Below are 12,927 nucleotides of genomic sequence, written 5' to 3' on the forward strand. Positions count from 1 at the left end.
ATCTTACACCAATCCAATCGACAATGCAAAGGAGTAAATTTATGAAAAAGACGGCCATCATCGCGGAGTACAATCCGTTCCATAACGGACATCTCTATCAGGCAAAAACAGCTCGAATCGAAACGGATGCCGACGCCATGATCGCCATCATGAGTGCTCAATTCACACAGCGCGGTGAACCGGCTGCTTTTGACAAGTGGAGCCGGGCTGCGGCGGCAGTCAAAACAGGGGCGATCGACCTTGTGATCGAACTGCCGACTTGTTACGGCGTCCAACGCGCCGACCGGTTCGCGAGCGCGGCTGTCTCCATCGCGGAACAAATCGGATGCCAGACGCTCTCGTTCGGCAGTGAGAGCGGCGACGCCGATGCGATCCGGCGCGCGGCACACGCTGGCATCGAAGCGACACCCGCCTATCATGACGCGCTCCAACACGCCTTAAAAGCAGGCAAGTCATCCGCCAAAGCATCGAGCGAGGCGTTTGCGGCACTCTATCCAACTTTTGACTTGACGCTCCCAAACAACATTCTCGCCTATCATTATGCGAAAGCCGCTCGCACCATCTCACTCCATACCGTAAAGCGTCTTGGGGCCGGCTACCACGATACAGGCGTCTCGGACGTCATGTCGGCAACGGGCGTCCGGGCCCACTATCTCGAGACCGGGAGTGTCCGGGCTGTCCCAGAAGCGACACGGGCGTTATTCCAGCAGACGTCGATGGCCCACTGGTCGCTCTATTGGCCTGTCTTGCAATTCAAGTTACGGACGACCCCAAAGTCAGAACTCGAACAACTCGTCGGCATTGACGCTTCGTTGTCCCCTCGCTTGATCGAAGCCGGTCTCGCATCGACGTTCGAACAAGCTATGGGCGGCCTGTTGACGCGACGCTATACACGTACCGCCATCCAGCGCGCTCTCGTCTCGGTCCTCATCCATTGGAAACGTGACGAACTTCCGGAACGATTTGACGAAGTCCCATACGTCCGTCCGCTCGCATTCAATGCGATTGGCCGTAGCGTCTTAAAAGACATAAAAAAAACGGTACCGCTCGTCAGCAAGTACCAACCCGATTTAGCGTTCGAAGCCCGTGTGACCGAGGCGTACCGGTTACCTCTCGGCAACCGGTCACTGCTCGAGCATATGCAAACCCCTCAATTCATCGACTCCAAATAATCGATGGCATCCTCGACCGTTTCGACCGGAACGACTGCAATATCGCTCTCGAGCCGGTCGAGTGATTCCAGCGCTTCATCATAATTCGAACCAGCCGGCACGAAGAACACCGAGGCACCGGCTCGGTCAGCCGCGACGATTTTTTGCCACGCCCCACCGATCGGACCGACGTTTCCTTCTTCATCGACCGTGCCAGTACCGGCAATCGTCTCACCGCCCGCCAAGTCACCCGGCGTCAACTGATCATAAATCTCTAGCGTGAACATGAGACCGGCCGAGGGGCCCCCAACGTTCGTCAGTTCAAACGTGACGTCCGGTTCTGTGCGCACATTTTGCACCGGCAGTGGCTCATAAATTCCGAGACCGACACGGTCCCCGCTCCGGTCGAGCGGTTGAACGAGTGTCTTCACGACACGTTCCCGTCCATCCCGTTCGAGCGTGATCGTCACTTCATCCCCCGCCTCGAACGCCGAGACGCGCTTGATGAAATCAAGACGTGACGCGAACGATTGGCCGTCAAGTGCTGTAATGACGTCACCTGGTTTAAGGACGTTCGCCGCGAGCGACCCGGTGATTGGAGCCGAGACGTACATGCCGTCAAACGTGACGGTCACGTCCTCTTCGGCTAGACCGTACGCGTATTGAATGGCCGCTTGCTGCGACGATGACATGAGCAGCTGCTGTCTTCGCTCGTAATCGTCTTCCCCTTCGCCGTCATACAAATAGCGACTAGACGGACTCGCTTCCGTGAACGGCGTGAACCAGCTCCCGACGAGCCAAAGTGGTGTCGCCCGTCGTTGCGAGATCGTGACCATCATCAGTTCACCCGCATCTTTCGTCCCGTCTTCAACTGTCATAAAGGTTTCGATGGTCGTCGCTTCGCCCGGATACGTGATGTAATAAGGTAACGGGGCAAATAGAAAGATGAGCACGGCGACGAGGATACCGAAGCCGATCTTCAGCGACTTCATTGCTGTTGACTCACTTCATATTTTTTCCGAAGCGCCTGTTCGACTTGTTCGGGAACGAGTTCAGCGACCGAGGCGCCGTATTTGGCGACTTCTTTAACGATCGACGAGCTGAGGAACGAGTATTTGCTGTTCGTCATCATAAACAGCGTCTCGACGTCCTCGTTTAACTTCTTGTTGATCGAAGCGATCTGAAGTTCGTATTCGAAGTCAGAGACGGCCCGAAGACCGCGGACGATCGTCGCTGCTTCTCTTTTAGCGGCATACTCGACGAGCAGCCCGCCAAACGCGTCCGCTGACACGTTCGGTAAATGCGATGTCACTTCCCGAATGAGCGTGAGCCGCTCTTCGACGTTGAATAACGGTGCCTTGCTCGAGTTTTCGAGCACCGCGACGATCACTTCATCAAAGATGGCTGCCGCCCGCTCAATAATATCTAAATGTCCGTTCGTAATCGGGTCAAAGCTCCCCGGGCAAATCGCGATCCGTTTCATATGTTCACTCCTCGGTCGTTGCATACTCGTAAAGGCTGATCGTAATGACAGACGAGTAGCGTTGAACCTTAATTTTTTCGAGCAGACCGACCCGACCCGGCAACGTCGTCTCGCTGCCATGTTCGCAGACGACGACGCCATTGTCTGTCAACAGTCGGTTCGATTCAATGAGTTGTAAAAACGATTCATGTTCTTCCTCATGGTACGGCGGGTCCATGAAGATGAGTTTAAACGACCGCCCCGTCTCGGCGAGTTGGTCGAGGACGGCCCGCGCGTCTTGCCTTTGAACCGTCGCTTGTGCCTCGTAACGCGTCGCCCGTAGATTGTCCTGTATCGTTTGAATCGCCTTCCCATGACGATCGACGAAGACGGCACGGTCGCACCCCCGTGATAACGCCTCGATCCCGAGACCGCCACTCCCCGCGTAAAGATCGAGGGCATCCCCCCCGGCGAAGTAAGGGCCGATGATATTAAACAATGATTCTTTTACTTTATCTGCCGTCGGTCGTGTCGTCGACCCTGGGACCGCCTTTAGGCGCGTCCCTTTTCGTTCTCCTGAAATGACTCGCATCGTTGATCCTCCATTAGAAAAGATGAAGGCGTCACCACCTTCATCTCGCCCGTTTATTTCTGCTTTGGCTCGTACGTCTCGGCAATGAAAGGCCGTTCGCTCCGAACGACCGCGTCGACGAATGGCAAGGCACTGATTTTCTCGATGATCGTCTCATGGTCTTCTAAGTCCGTATATAAAAAGGCGTACTTCTCACGCTTCGAGACGTAATATAAGTTTGCGTAGCGACGTAGCGCTTTCACTTGTTTGAGCGACTGCACGTAAACGACGAGTCCGATTCGACCTTTTAACTCGAATGATTCAGCCAGCACATCCACAACTTCCGCCTCCTCCGCCACAGCTTCCGCCACCGGAACAGCCACCCTCATCGAAGAACGGGTTGCCGGTAGGCACTTTGATTTTTGGAGATACCGAGAACGCCAACAGCTCACTCACTTCTCCGAGTAACTTATCTAAGTTACGTTCCGCCTTTTTGAAGGCGGCCACTTCCGGTTGCACGTCGAGACGACGCTTCACGAGATGCATCTCTTTTTTAATACGATCGTGATCCGGGTGATGTTTCCCGAACCGTTGCACGTACTCATAATCTTCTTTCATTCGTAAAAATTCCCGTTCGACTTCCTGGGCTTCTTTCGAGCGAGCGCGAGCTTGTTTTGTCGCGATATATGTTTGGAACGATTCGCTCGTCTCGATCAAGGCAGTCAATGCTTCTGTTTGATCGAGCAAATCAATCGTCTGTTCAGTAATAATCATGGCTTTCACCCTTTCTGACATGATTTTACCACAATTGATTCCCTCTGTGAGCAATCGGACTTATAATTGAACGTGACGTAAATGCAGAAAGGAAGTGAACCACCGCTTCGTGCGGTGTACGATGAAAAAAGTCTCGTTTAACATGATTCGCTCGGCCGGTATGAAAACCGACTATGCGAAACCAGAATATTATTATGATCAACTCGATAAAGTCCGGGCGGCCGATCTCGTCCTCTTCCCGGAGTACTGGATGGTCAACTCGATCATTTACGGATTGAACAAACCAATCTTCCCGTCTCCGGCGACGTACCACCTCGGGCACGATAAAATCGAGATGACACGCGCTTTCACAGCGACGTTCCCGCATCGCATCCCGAAGACGTTAATTTACGGGAAGAACCCGTACACGATCGAACGCGTCCTTGAAGAGTTCGAATACCCGTTCGTCGCCAAGACCGCCAAGTCCTCGATGGGTCAAGGCGTCTGGCTCATTAAAAATGAACAAGAATGGCTCGAATACGTCGACAAACACGAGACGTTTTACGTCCAACAGTTCATCCCGAACGACCGTGACCTGCGCATCATCGTCATCGGCGAAGAAGTCGTCGGTTCTTATTGGCGCGTCAGTGAGGCCTTTTTAAACAACGTCGCCCAAGGTGCCCACTTCTCGTATGACGATATCCCAGGTCACGTCGTGGAAGAAGTGCTCTCGATCGCGAAGACGCTTCACATCAATCACGCCGCGTTCGACGTCATCGTCTCAGGGGATAATTTTTACATCTTGGAATTCAACGTCTTCTTCGGTTCAGAAGGATTGATGCCGCTCGGCGTGAGACTTACCGACAAGATTGCGGGGTATCTCGAAACGATGTCTTGACCGTTCATCTTTTTTTCACAATTTGAACACACGTTATTCCAAGAACGTTTTCGAATATGATATGATGACATATGAGGTTTATTAGGGAAAAGGGGGATTATGATGAAATTTGAGCAGTTCCACATCGAGGGAAAAGAGATCCGCTTCGGTTTGCTCGAGACGATCATGGATCATCATCATTTCATCCGTGAAGGCGCTTGGGACTATGAGCGTGCGACGTATGATATGAAGTACGAGAAGCAATCGACGGGCGAGACGTTTTACCTGCGCTTGCCGGTTTATGCGATTGAAGGCCAAATCGAGGACCGTCACGCAGTCGTGAAAATGATAACACCGATCCTCGGGAAACATTACTACCCGCACGGCGTCGAGTACGATGAAGAGTTCCCAGAAGAAATCGTTCGCGACTGTGAGCGTCGTCTCGCGGCTCTTGCGGAAACATTAGAAGTCAAACCCCTCTAAACGAAGGGGTTTTTCTTTTGGCCACTCAACAAAAATGGAGAACCCGCTGTGGGTTCTCCATTTTTACATACGCTTAACGACTTGCAATCACATTGAGTGTCACGTCGACTTGTCCGAGCAATAGATCGAACTGGTCGCGGACGTAACGGTACAACCGCTCTGCCTCGCTAAGCGAGACGGGTGCGATCAGTAGATAATCGTACCGCTCTTTCGAGAGCGACACGACTTTCACTTCGCGCAACCCGAATTCGATCGCGCTGCACGCAATCAAATCCTCGATCGCCCGCTCTGCAATCGTCACATCTCCGTATGAATAATCGTTTCCGATGACAGCCATCGTATCGTTCATCTTCTTCACTCCTTTTCTGCAACGAGCACCAACACGTCCTCCATAATGGTTTCGATGTCGACGGGTTTTTCTCCTGTCGTCGCCATTTGCGCGACTGCACGAACATCATGGTGACGGTCGATGATATACATCGTCGTCGCGTGGGTGACAAGTCCACTATTCGCTTTCGAATAATAGAACTGAAGCTGACGGGTGATCCGGTCGATGTCGGCTTTGTCACCGGTCAACATCTTCCATCCAGTTGGCTCAGCTTGGAACGCCGCTCCGTAGTTCTCAAGTACCGGGATCGTATCGACTTCCGGGTCGACCGTGATGGCGACGAGTTCGACGTCAGTGCCGTACAAGTCGTTCGCCTTCAAGTCTTGCTCGAGTTTCATGAAGTCGCGTAGCGTGAGCGGACAAATGTCCGGACAGTTCGTATAAAAGAACGTGACGATTTTGACTTTTCCGTTATCTGAGTCATACGGTTGGCCATCGAGCGCGTTCGTCAACGTGAACGGGGTCGGCTCTTGGATGACCGGCAAATCATCTTCTTTGAAGAAGAGAAAATACGAGCCCACTCCGATAGCAATCAAAATGACGACCGTCAACCCGACCGTCAAGTAACTATTTCGTTTCATGCTCATCCCCCTCTCTTCGGTCATCCTCCAATGATGGCCCGGAAGACGTTCGTCGTCTCACCCGGTTCAAACGCCACATAGAGAAGAACATAGACCATCACACCTGTAATGGCTGTGAAAAACCAGACGACTGATGCTTTCGGTCCGATTTTACGATGTTTCTCGATCTTGTTTTTATAGCCAAGATAGAGTGTGATCAATCCGAGGATACCACCTGTCGTCGCCAGGATGATGTGGAAAATCATGAAAGCGAGATAGTACGGCTTCACCGAGTCCGGACCTCCAAATGCTGTATTCCCAACAAAGATCGTCCGCGAGACGTAAAGGATAAAGAACGTTGTCGCCGCGACGGCAGCTGCTGTCATGACTTTCTTATGCTTTTCAATATTGCGGCGGTCGCGCGCGATAATCGTCCAGCCGATGGCGACCAAAATCGCACTGATTACAATGAATGTCACACTAATTAAGGCAAGATAGTTCATCGATGTTTCCCCTTTGACTTAGTTCATTTTTTCTCTTTCGGTTCGTTCGGTGTGAATGACATGCCTTCGTCAAGCGCGAGCGATTTCGTCCGGCGTACCCAACCGAAGAACGTCCAGCCGAAGAAGAAACCGTACACGACTTCCTGACCAAGCTTCATCAATACCCCGCCGAAGCGCTGGTCTTCGAGGGCGCTGTTCGTCGCACCCATCAAGGCGTTTAAGTCGAGACCGGATACGTCTCCGTTCGGCATACAGTATCCGAGCACCGTCGCGAACGTCTCAACGTCCGTATAGGCGTTATAGAGAATTCCTTGACTGAAGATGATGAACGCACAAGCAGGCGTTAGCAAAACACCATTTGCGATGATGTACACCATCCGTTTCAAATCGGACATCCCCTCTTCTTCATCGGAGAGGAATGGGGCGATGACCGGATACCACATCGTCAAACTGAAGACGACGAGAGCCCCGTGAAAGATGCGATGCACCCCATAGTTCGTTAACACGTAATCAAAGATGAATGGCATGTGGTAAAACGTAAATAACGCGTTGAACAACACGAGCGCGATCAGCGGTTTCGTCATAAACTTGAGCGTCGGCCCGATTACTTTATAACTAAATAATTTTTCAAATACCCAATACGGCAATCCGTAAATGACGAGCGCCGGCGCTAACACGTAGACGAGCACCATCTGCAACATATGCACCGAGAAGATAATGTGCGCGAGCACATCGACTGGACTACCAAATCCGATGTAATAGAGAACGATCGCAAACAACATGCTGAACTTTTGTAGCAACGTGGTCGACTCGTACCCTCGTTTCGCCATTCTCTCTGTGACGAACGCATAGAGGACGTACAACCCTACCATCAACAATCCGAACAATGGACTCCAAAGTGTTATCCAATCGAACTGTTTGAGTAGCTCTGATGTATTCCAGAGCATCCCTTCACCCCTTTTCTTTCTCTCCCAAACCAATGAAACCGTTCACTTCAAGATTACTATTCCTTTATTTTTGAAGTAAAGCAAAAAGGACTGAATCATCTATGTTTCCACAGATGTTCAATCCTTTGTCACATTTTTACCAAATGAGCAAACGAAGTGCCGCGACAGTGATGATGGCTACGAAAATACCAAGCCACATCATTCCGACGATCCACGTGTTGCCACGGTTGTTCATATGCATGAAGATGTACAACTGCAAGAACACTTGGATGATGGCGAGGATGATCAAGAAGCCACCCGCTGCCCATACCGGCATGAGCTCCGCGTAGACCGCGCCGAACGCGACAAACGTGAGCAAAATCATCATCGCGAAACTGATCAACTGAAGTTGATACTCGCGTCTCGACTCTGCCTTCACTTCAAGCTCTAACTGTTTGTGTGTTTCGTTCATTGGATTTTTTTCCATGTCAGCTCACCATCCCTAAGAGATAGACGATCGAGAAAATGAAGACCCAAACAACGTCGATGAAGTGCCAATACAAACTCGACACGTAGAACTTCGGTGCGTTGTAGACATCGATCGGACGGTTCCAGTTGCGAATCAACAGCGTCGTGATCCAAAGGAGACCGAACGTGACGTGAGCGCCGTGGAATCCGACGAGCGTGTAGAACGCAGAACCGAACGCACTCGACGTGAACGTGTGACCGATATGGTAGTAGTGGATGAACTCGTAAATCTCAGCCCCTAAGAACCCTGCTCCGAGAAGAAGCGTCACGATCAACCAAAACTTCATTCGACCTGGATTGTTCGCTTTCATGTTCATCATCGCGAGCACGCTCGTGAGCGAGCTCGTGAGGAGGAGCATCGTCATCAAGAAGACGAGCCCCATTTCAAAGATATTGTACGAGCGAAGTTCCTCTGGTGCACCAGAATTTAGAAGCCCGACGTACGTTCCAAACAACGAGGCGAAGAGAACGGTCTCTCCTCCAAGGAAGAACCAGAAGGCCACATATTTATTCTTCCCTTCCAGTGTGGCTTTCTCTGGATTGGCCGGAATACCGGTCACTGGGTGTTTTTCAACTGCATGTGCCATTTATTGCTCTCCTTTCTCACGAATCGCTTTCAAATCCGCTTCGATTTGTGATTTTGGAATGTAGAATCCGTGGTCGTCGATCCATGAACGGAGGAACATCGACACGAACGTGATGAGTAAACCGATGACGATCAGTGACCAACCGACAACCGCGTTGTCCATTTGGAAAATCGCGCCAAGTCCAGCGATGAATAACCCGAGTGACATGAAGAACGGGATCAATGAGTTATTCGGCATATGGATGTCTGACACTGGTTCAGCGACAGAAACCCGTTTATTACCCGCCATCTTCTCGAGCCAGAACGTATCCAACCCTTTGACGAGCGGCGTTTGTGCAAAGTTGTACTCTGGAGTCGGCACAGGAAGTGTCCACTCGAGCGTACGTCCGTCTTCCCAATGGTCAGGTTTGACGACTTCTTTCGACAAGAACGCCTTGACGACTGCGATGAGCAAGATGATCGTCGACACACCCATGAAGAAGGCACCGATCGTCGACAGCAAGTTCAACGTCTCAAACCCTTGATTCGGCAAGTATGTGAAGACGCGGCGTGGCATTCCGAACAATCCGAGGAAATGTTGCGGGAAGAACGTCAAGTGGAACCCGATGAAGAACAACCAGAACTGCCAGTAGCCAAGCTTCTCAGAGAGCGCTTTGCCGAACATGAGCGGGAACCAGTAGTAAAGTCCTGCGAAAAGACCATAGACGACCCCACCGACGATTACGTAGTGGAAGTGGGCGACAACGAAGTAACTATCGTGGTACTGATAGTCAGCCGGTGCGACCGAGAGCATAACCCCTGTCATCCCTCCGACGAGGAACGATGGGATGAACGCCACCGAGTAAAGCATCGCGACGTTGAACTTGATCTGCCCACCCCAAAGTGTGAACAGCCAGTTGAAGATTTTGACCCCTGTCGGAACGGCGATAGCCATTGTCGCGACGGCAAAGATCGAGTTTGCGACCGGTCCAAGACCGACCGTGAACATGTGGTGAACCCAAACCATGAAGCCAAGGAACCCGATGAGCATCGTAGCGAATACCATCGTCGTGTAACCGAACAAGCGTTTACGGGCAAACGTCGGAATGATTTCCGAGAAAATACCGAACGCCGGCAAAATCAAAATGTAAACTTCTGGGTGACCGAAGATCCAGAAGAGGTGTTCCCAAATGACAACGTTACCGCCCATTGCCGGATTGAAGTAAACGGCACCGAACAGACGCTCGAACATCAACATGAACAAGCCGACTGTAAGCGGCGGGAACGCGAAGACGATCAACGCCGAAGCGACGAACGTCGTCCAAGTGAAGAGCGGCATCCGCATGAGTTTCATGCCTGGTGCCCGCATGTTCAAAATCGTGACGAGGAAGTTAATCCCGGCCATGAGTGAACCGAACCCTGAGATTTGAAGACCGAGGGCGTAGAAGTCGACCCCTGTCGCTTCCGGTTGCGTCGAGAGCGGCGCGTAAGCCGTCCAACCCGCGTTCGGTGCAGCGCCGAAGAACCAGCTAAGGTTCAACATGAGTCCACCGAAGAAGAACAACCAAAAACCGAGCGAGTTAATGAACGGGAACGCGACGTCGCGCGCCCCGATTTGAAGCGGCACGACGGCGTTCATGAAACCGAATAGCATCGGCATCGCCGCAAGGAAGATCATCGTCGTCCCGTGCATCGTGATCAACTGGTTGAACACTTCGCCGCTGACGAAATCGTTCATCGGACGGACGAGTTGCCAACGAATAAGTAACGCTTCAATTCCACCGAGAAGGAGGAAGAAGATTCCTGAGAACAAATACAAAATACCGATTTTTTTGTGGTCAACCGTCGTAACCCAATCCATGATGCCATTGTATTTACGCGGTTGCTGCATAGCAGTGGTCTGTGCCACGTGAAATCCCCCTTTTCCCGTTAGTCAATCTTCTGATCGTACAAGAAGTCAACGAGTGCATCTAACTCTTCATCACTGATTTGGCCTTCACTGAAGCCAGGCATGAGCGCGCCTTGTTTTAATGCTTGTGGATCACGAATCCATTCTTTCAATTTTTCTTCGTTGTTTTCGAGGTAACCCGCCAACCACTCGCGGTCACCGAAGTTCGTCAAGCTAGGCGCGACTTTACCGCCACCGTGGCAGCTCAAGCAGCTTTCGACGTACACTTGCTCACCTGTCGTCAAGTTTTGGTTGTCAGCGACAAGTTTTTCTGTATTTTCGTCTTGCTTCGCTTTCATGTCTTCGAGCCACTGATCGTAATCAGCTTGCTCGAGGGCGATGACTTTAAAGTCCATGAGCGCGTGCGATGGTCCACAAAGCTCGGCACACTTACCGTAGAACGTACCTGCTTCGTTCGCATGCAACCACATCTCGTTATCTAACCCTGGGTTCGTATCCGTCTTACCAGACAAAGCCGGTACCCAGAACGAGTGAATGACGTCTTTTGATGTCAAGTTGATGCCGACCCGTTTACCGACCGGGATGACAAGTTCTTGTCCTGTGACAACACCAGCGTTCGGATATTCGAACTCCCACCAATACAGGTTGGCTGTAACGTTAATTTCTTCTTCTTTTTTCGCTTCTTTCGCTTTCGCGAGCTCGACAGTCGTTGTGATTGTCGGAACAGCGAGAATGATGAGCAAGATGATTGGAACGACTGTCCAAATCATCTCGAGCGTGCTGCTACCTTCCACTTGCTTCGGAATCGATTCATCTTTCCGACGGAATTTCATGAGCACGTACACGTAAATGACCGTTACGATGACAAGTACAAAGAGCATGATTGCCAAACTGATGAGAATGATCCGGAGCTGAATTTCAGCGCCTTCTCCCATCGGCTTCAATGCAGACAATCCCTCTACGCCGCACCCTGACAATAGCAGCGCGAACATCATCATCGGGACGATGCCAAACAGAAGCTTCTTAAATGATTTCACAACAATCCCCACTTTCTCCCAAAATGATGTGCAATGGTTTCTATATAGTGAGTGCGATTACCAAAGTGCCGTCAATACCAGCGCGACAATCCACACGACTAAATAAATTAATGAATAAAAGAACATTTTGTTAGCCCACTTGATCTCATCTTCGGCTTTAAATCCTTTCAAACCGAGATATAACCAGTAGCCCCCAAGACCGGCCGCAATGATCACGTAGACCGTACCGTAATGCATAAACAAGAGCGATGCTGGAATGAGCGTCGCAATCCACCAAATGATTTGCCGCTTGGTGATCGCGAAGCCGTTTACAACGGGCAGCATCGGAATTCCTGCCGCCCGGTATTCCTCGACGCGTCGCATCGCGAGCGCGAGAAAGTGTGGCGGTTGCCACAAGAACATGACGAGGAACATAAGCCAGGCGTCGATATGAAGCGCCGGGTCAATCGCGGCCCATCCGATCAGCGGTGGAACCGCTCCGGAAATACTGCCAACGACCGTGTTCAACGTATGTGTCCGTTTTAGCCACATCGTATAAATGACGACATAAAAAAATGCCCCGATTAAACCGAAGACTGCTGCTACGTAAGACACGATCAATAAAAGCAATGTCCCGACCGCAAGTTGCGTAAGTCCGAGAAGTAAAATGCGCTCCCCTGAAATTTTACCGGTGACACTCGGTCGATTGTCTGTACGTCCCATCAAGTAGTCGATATCACGGTCCACGAAGTTGTTTAGGTAACAACTCCCGGAAATGACGAGCGCGCTTCCTAACATCGTTAATAAGAGCTGTGGCCAAACTTCAAACAAATAAAGCACTGGCGTATCACTCTGGTATGTTGTTGCCACAAAGAAACCAGCGAACACTAACAAAAGGTTAGCGCGTACGATTCCCATTTTTGCCAAAGCAACATAGTCACGGAACGAGGCGGCTGATTCTGTATAGTCTACTTCTGCCACTGTTCCCGGGTTGACTTTTGTCATGCTGACCCCCCCACATAATCACGAAATCCTCGTATTCTTTTCACAGAAAAAACACAATATGAACAAAGTACACCTAACTCATTACAAAGATACCATATTTTCAAAAAGAATACGTCGTTTATGCTTGTAAAATAGCGAGTTTTTTATGGCGAACGTGTGATAATTGTCACAGTAAAATTCCTGTACTAATACTAGGATAACGATTTTGATAGCGATTGCAAGCTTTTCCG

General features: G+C 50.8%; 17 protein-coding genes. 3 read left to right on the top strand and 14 right to left on the bottom strand.

What is annotated here, in order from left to right:
- Positions 1-41: 41 nt before the first annotated feature.
- Positions 42-1,172, top strand: coding sequence for a tRNA(Met) cytidine acetate ligase (locus EVJ22_RS04750; protein ID WP_233589604.1), 1,131 nt, complete (start codon positions 42-44; stop codon positions 1,170-1,172).
- On the opposite strand, the gene EVJ22_RS04755 is transcribed toward EVJ22_RS04750, so the two are convergent.
- From EVJ22_RS04755 to EVJ22_RS04775, 5 genes are read right to left on the bottom strand one after another with little or no spacing between them, the layout of a single operon-like run.
- Positions 1,151-2,143: a SepM family pheromone-processing serine protease gene (locus EVJ22_RS04755; RefSeq protein ID WP_131443406.1), complete on the bottom strand. Its 993-nt coding sequence runs from the start codon at positions 2,141-2,143 to the stop codon at positions 1,151-1,153. The genes EVJ22_RS04750 and EVJ22_RS04755 overlap by 22 nt on opposite strands.
- Positions 2,140-2,634, bottom strand: a complete 495-nt coding sequence (gene coaD, locus EVJ22_RS04760) for a pantetheine-phosphate adenylyltransferase (protein ID WP_016509015.1) — start codon at positions 2,632-2,634, stop codon at positions 2,140-2,142. Before coaD ends, EVJ22_RS04755 begins: the two co-directional genes overlap by 4 nt.
- A 4-nt stretch (positions 2,635-2,638) precedes the next feature.
- Positions 2,639-3,205 carry a 16S rRNA (guanine(966)-N(2))-methyltransferase RsmD gene (gene rsmD / locus EVJ22_RS04765; RefSeq protein WP_131443407.1) on the bottom strand — a complete coding sequence of 189 codons (567 nt, stop codon included), beginning with the start codon at positions 3,203-3,205 and terminating at the stop codon, positions 2,639-2,641.
- 53 nt (positions 3,206-3,258) lie between these two features.
- Positions 3,259-3,522 carry a YlbG family protein gene (locus tag EVJ22_RS04770; RefSeq protein ID WP_016508973.1) on the bottom strand — a complete coding sequence of 88 codons (264 nt, stop codon included), beginning with the start codon at positions 3,520-3,522 and terminating at the stop codon, positions 3,259-3,261.
- Positions 3,506-3,958: a YlbF/YmcA family competence regulator gene (locus EVJ22_RS04775; RefSeq protein ID WP_070327571.1), complete on the bottom strand. Its 453-nt coding sequence runs from the start codon at positions 3,956-3,958 to the stop codon at positions 3,506-3,508. Before EVJ22_RS04775 ends, EVJ22_RS04770 begins: the two co-directional genes overlap by 17 nt.
- A 121-nt stretch (positions 3,959-4,079) precedes the next feature.
- Here EVJ22_RS04775 and EVJ22_RS04780 point away from each other — a divergent pair, with 121 nt between their 5' ends.
- Both EVJ22_RS04780 and EVJ22_RS04785 read left to right on the top strand, forming a co-directional pair.
- Positions 4,080-4,835: an ATP-grasp domain-containing protein gene (locus EVJ22_RS04780; protein WP_199749309.1), complete on the top strand. Its 756-nt coding sequence runs from the start codon at positions 4,080-4,082 to the stop codon at positions 4,833-4,835.
- 102 nt (positions 4,836-4,937) lie between these two features.
- Positions 4,938-5,297, top strand: coding sequence for a YugN family protein (locus EVJ22_RS04785; protein WP_071399542.1), 360 nt, complete (start codon positions 4,938-4,940; stop codon positions 5,295-5,297).
- A 73-nt stretch (positions 5,298-5,370) separates the two neighbouring features.
- Here EVJ22_RS04785 and EVJ22_RS04790 read toward each other — a convergent pair whose 3' ends face one another.
- The 9 genes from EVJ22_RS04790 to cyoE form a co-directional block, all read right to left on the bottom strand.
- On the bottom strand, positions 5,371-5,646 hold the full coding sequence (locus EVJ22_RS04790; protein ID WP_070327574.1) for a hypothetical protein: 276 nt from the start codon (positions 5,644-5,646) through the stop codon (positions 5,371-5,373).
- A 5-nt stretch (positions 5,647-5,651) separates the two neighbouring features.
- Entirely contained in the window at positions 5,652-6,266 is a 615-nt protein-coding gene (locus tag EVJ22_RS04795) for an SCO family protein (protein ID WP_071399541.1), read from the bottom strand.
- 20 nt (positions 6,267-6,286) lie between these two features.
- Complete coding sequence (locus EVJ22_RS04800) at positions 6,287-6,748, bottom strand: DUF420 domain-containing protein (protein ID WP_016509532.1); 462 nt, start codon at positions 6,746-6,748, stop codon at positions 6,287-6,289.
- 23 nt (positions 6,749-6,771) lie between these two features.
- Entirely contained in the window at positions 6,772-7,695 is a 924-nt protein-coding gene (locus EVJ22_RS04805; RefSeq protein ID WP_071399540.1) for a cytochrome c oxidase assembly protein, read from the bottom strand.
- 136 nt (positions 7,696-7,831) lie between these two features.
- Complete coding sequence (locus tag EVJ22_RS04810) at positions 7,832-8,161, bottom strand: cytochrome C oxidase subunit IV family protein (RefSeq protein WP_083273975.1); 330 nt, start codon at positions 8,159-8,161, stop codon at positions 7,832-7,834.
- A gap of 1 nt (position 8,162) precedes the next feature.
- Positions 8,163-8,789, bottom strand: coding sequence for a cytochrome (ubi)quinol oxidase subunit III (locus EVJ22_RS04815; protein ID WP_071399539.1), 627 nt, complete (start codon positions 8,787-8,789; stop codon positions 8,163-8,165).
- Positions 8,790-10,658: a cytochrome c oxidase subunit I gene (gene ctaD, locus EVJ22_RS04820; RefSeq protein ID WP_071399538.1), complete on the bottom strand. Its 1,869-nt coding sequence runs from the start codon at positions 10,656-10,658 to the stop codon at positions 8,790-8,792.
- 38 nt (positions 10,659-10,696) lie between these two features.
- A complete protein-coding gene (gene coxB, locus EVJ22_RS04825) occupies positions 10,697-11,674 on the bottom strand; it encodes a cytochrome c oxidase subunit II (protein WP_131440448.1) in 978 nt (325 codons plus the stop codon).
- A 96-nt stretch (positions 11,675-11,770) separates the two neighbouring features.
- Positions 11,771-12,697 carry a heme o synthase gene (gene cyoE / locus EVJ22_RS04830; protein ID WP_071399537.1) on the bottom strand — a complete coding sequence of 309 codons (927 nt, stop codon included), beginning with the start codon at positions 12,695-12,697 and terminating at the stop codon, positions 11,771-11,773.
- Positions 12,698-12,927: the final 230 nt, after the last annotated feature.

Source organism: Exiguobacterium sp. SH0S7, assembly GCF_004337195.1.
Classification (GTDB): Bacteria; Bacillota; Bacilli; order Exiguobacteriales; family Exiguobacteriaceae; genus Exiguobacterium; species Exiguobacterium aurantiacum_A.

Coding starts and splice junctions, on each gene's coding strand:
- EVJ22_RS04755 (WP_131443406.1), bottom strand. CDS start 2,143: ATGAAGTCGCTGAAGATCGGCTTCGGTATCCTCGTCGCCGTGCTCATC.
- rsmD (WP_131443407.1), bottom strand. CDS start 3,205: ATGCGAGTCATTTCAGGAGAACGAAAAGGGACGCGCCTAAAGGCGGTC.
- EVJ22_RS04750 (WP_233589604.1), top strand. CDS start 42: ATGAAAAAGACGGCCATCATCGCGGAGTACAATCCGTTCCATAACGGA.
- EVJ22_RS04790 (WP_070327574.1), bottom strand. CDS start 5,646: ATGAACGATACGATGGCTGTCATCGGAAACGATTATTCATACGGAGAT.
- ctaD (WP_071399538.1), bottom strand. CDS start 10,658: ATGCAGCAACCGCGTAAATACAATGGCATCATGGATTGGGTTACGACG.
- coxB (WP_131440448.1), bottom strand. CDS start 11,674: ATGATGATGTTCGCGCTGCTATTGTCAGGGTGCGGCGTAGAGGGATTG.
- EVJ22_RS04800 (WP_016509532.1), bottom strand. CDS start 6,748: ATGAACTATCTTGCCTTAATTAGTGTGACATTCATTGTAATCAGTGCG.
- EVJ22_RS04775 (WP_070327571.1), bottom strand. CDS start 3,958: ATGATTATTACTGAACAGACGATTGATTTGCTCGATCAAACAGAAGCA.
- EVJ22_RS04785 (WP_071399542.1), top strand. CDS start 4,938: ATGAAATTTGAGCAGTTCCACATCGAGGGAAAAGAGATCCGCTTCGGT.
- EVJ22_RS04780 (WP_199749309.1), top strand. CDS start 4,080: ATGAAAAAAGTCTCGTTTAACATGATTCGCTCGGCCGGTATGAAAACC.
- coaD (WP_016509015.1), bottom strand. CDS start 2,634: ATGAAACGGATCGCGATTTGCCCGGGGAGCTTTGACCCGATTACGAAC.
- EVJ22_RS04810 (WP_083273975.1), bottom strand. CDS start 8,161: ATGGAAAAAAATCCAATGAACGAAACACACAAACAGTTAGAGCTTGAA.
- EVJ22_RS04805 (WP_071399540.1), bottom strand. CDS start 7,695: ATGCTCTGGAATACATCAGAGCTACTCAAACAGTTCGATTGGATAACA.
- EVJ22_RS04795 (WP_071399541.1), bottom strand. CDS start 6,266: ATGAAACGAAATAGTTACTTGACGGTCGGGTTGACGGTCGTCATTTTG.
- cyoE (WP_071399537.1), bottom strand. CDS start 12,697: ATGACAAAAGTCAACCCGGGAACAGTGGCAGAAGTAGACTATACAGAA.
- EVJ22_RS04815 (WP_071399539.1), bottom strand. CDS start 8,789: ATGGCACATGCAGTTGAAAAACACCCAGTGACCGGTATTCCGGCCAAT.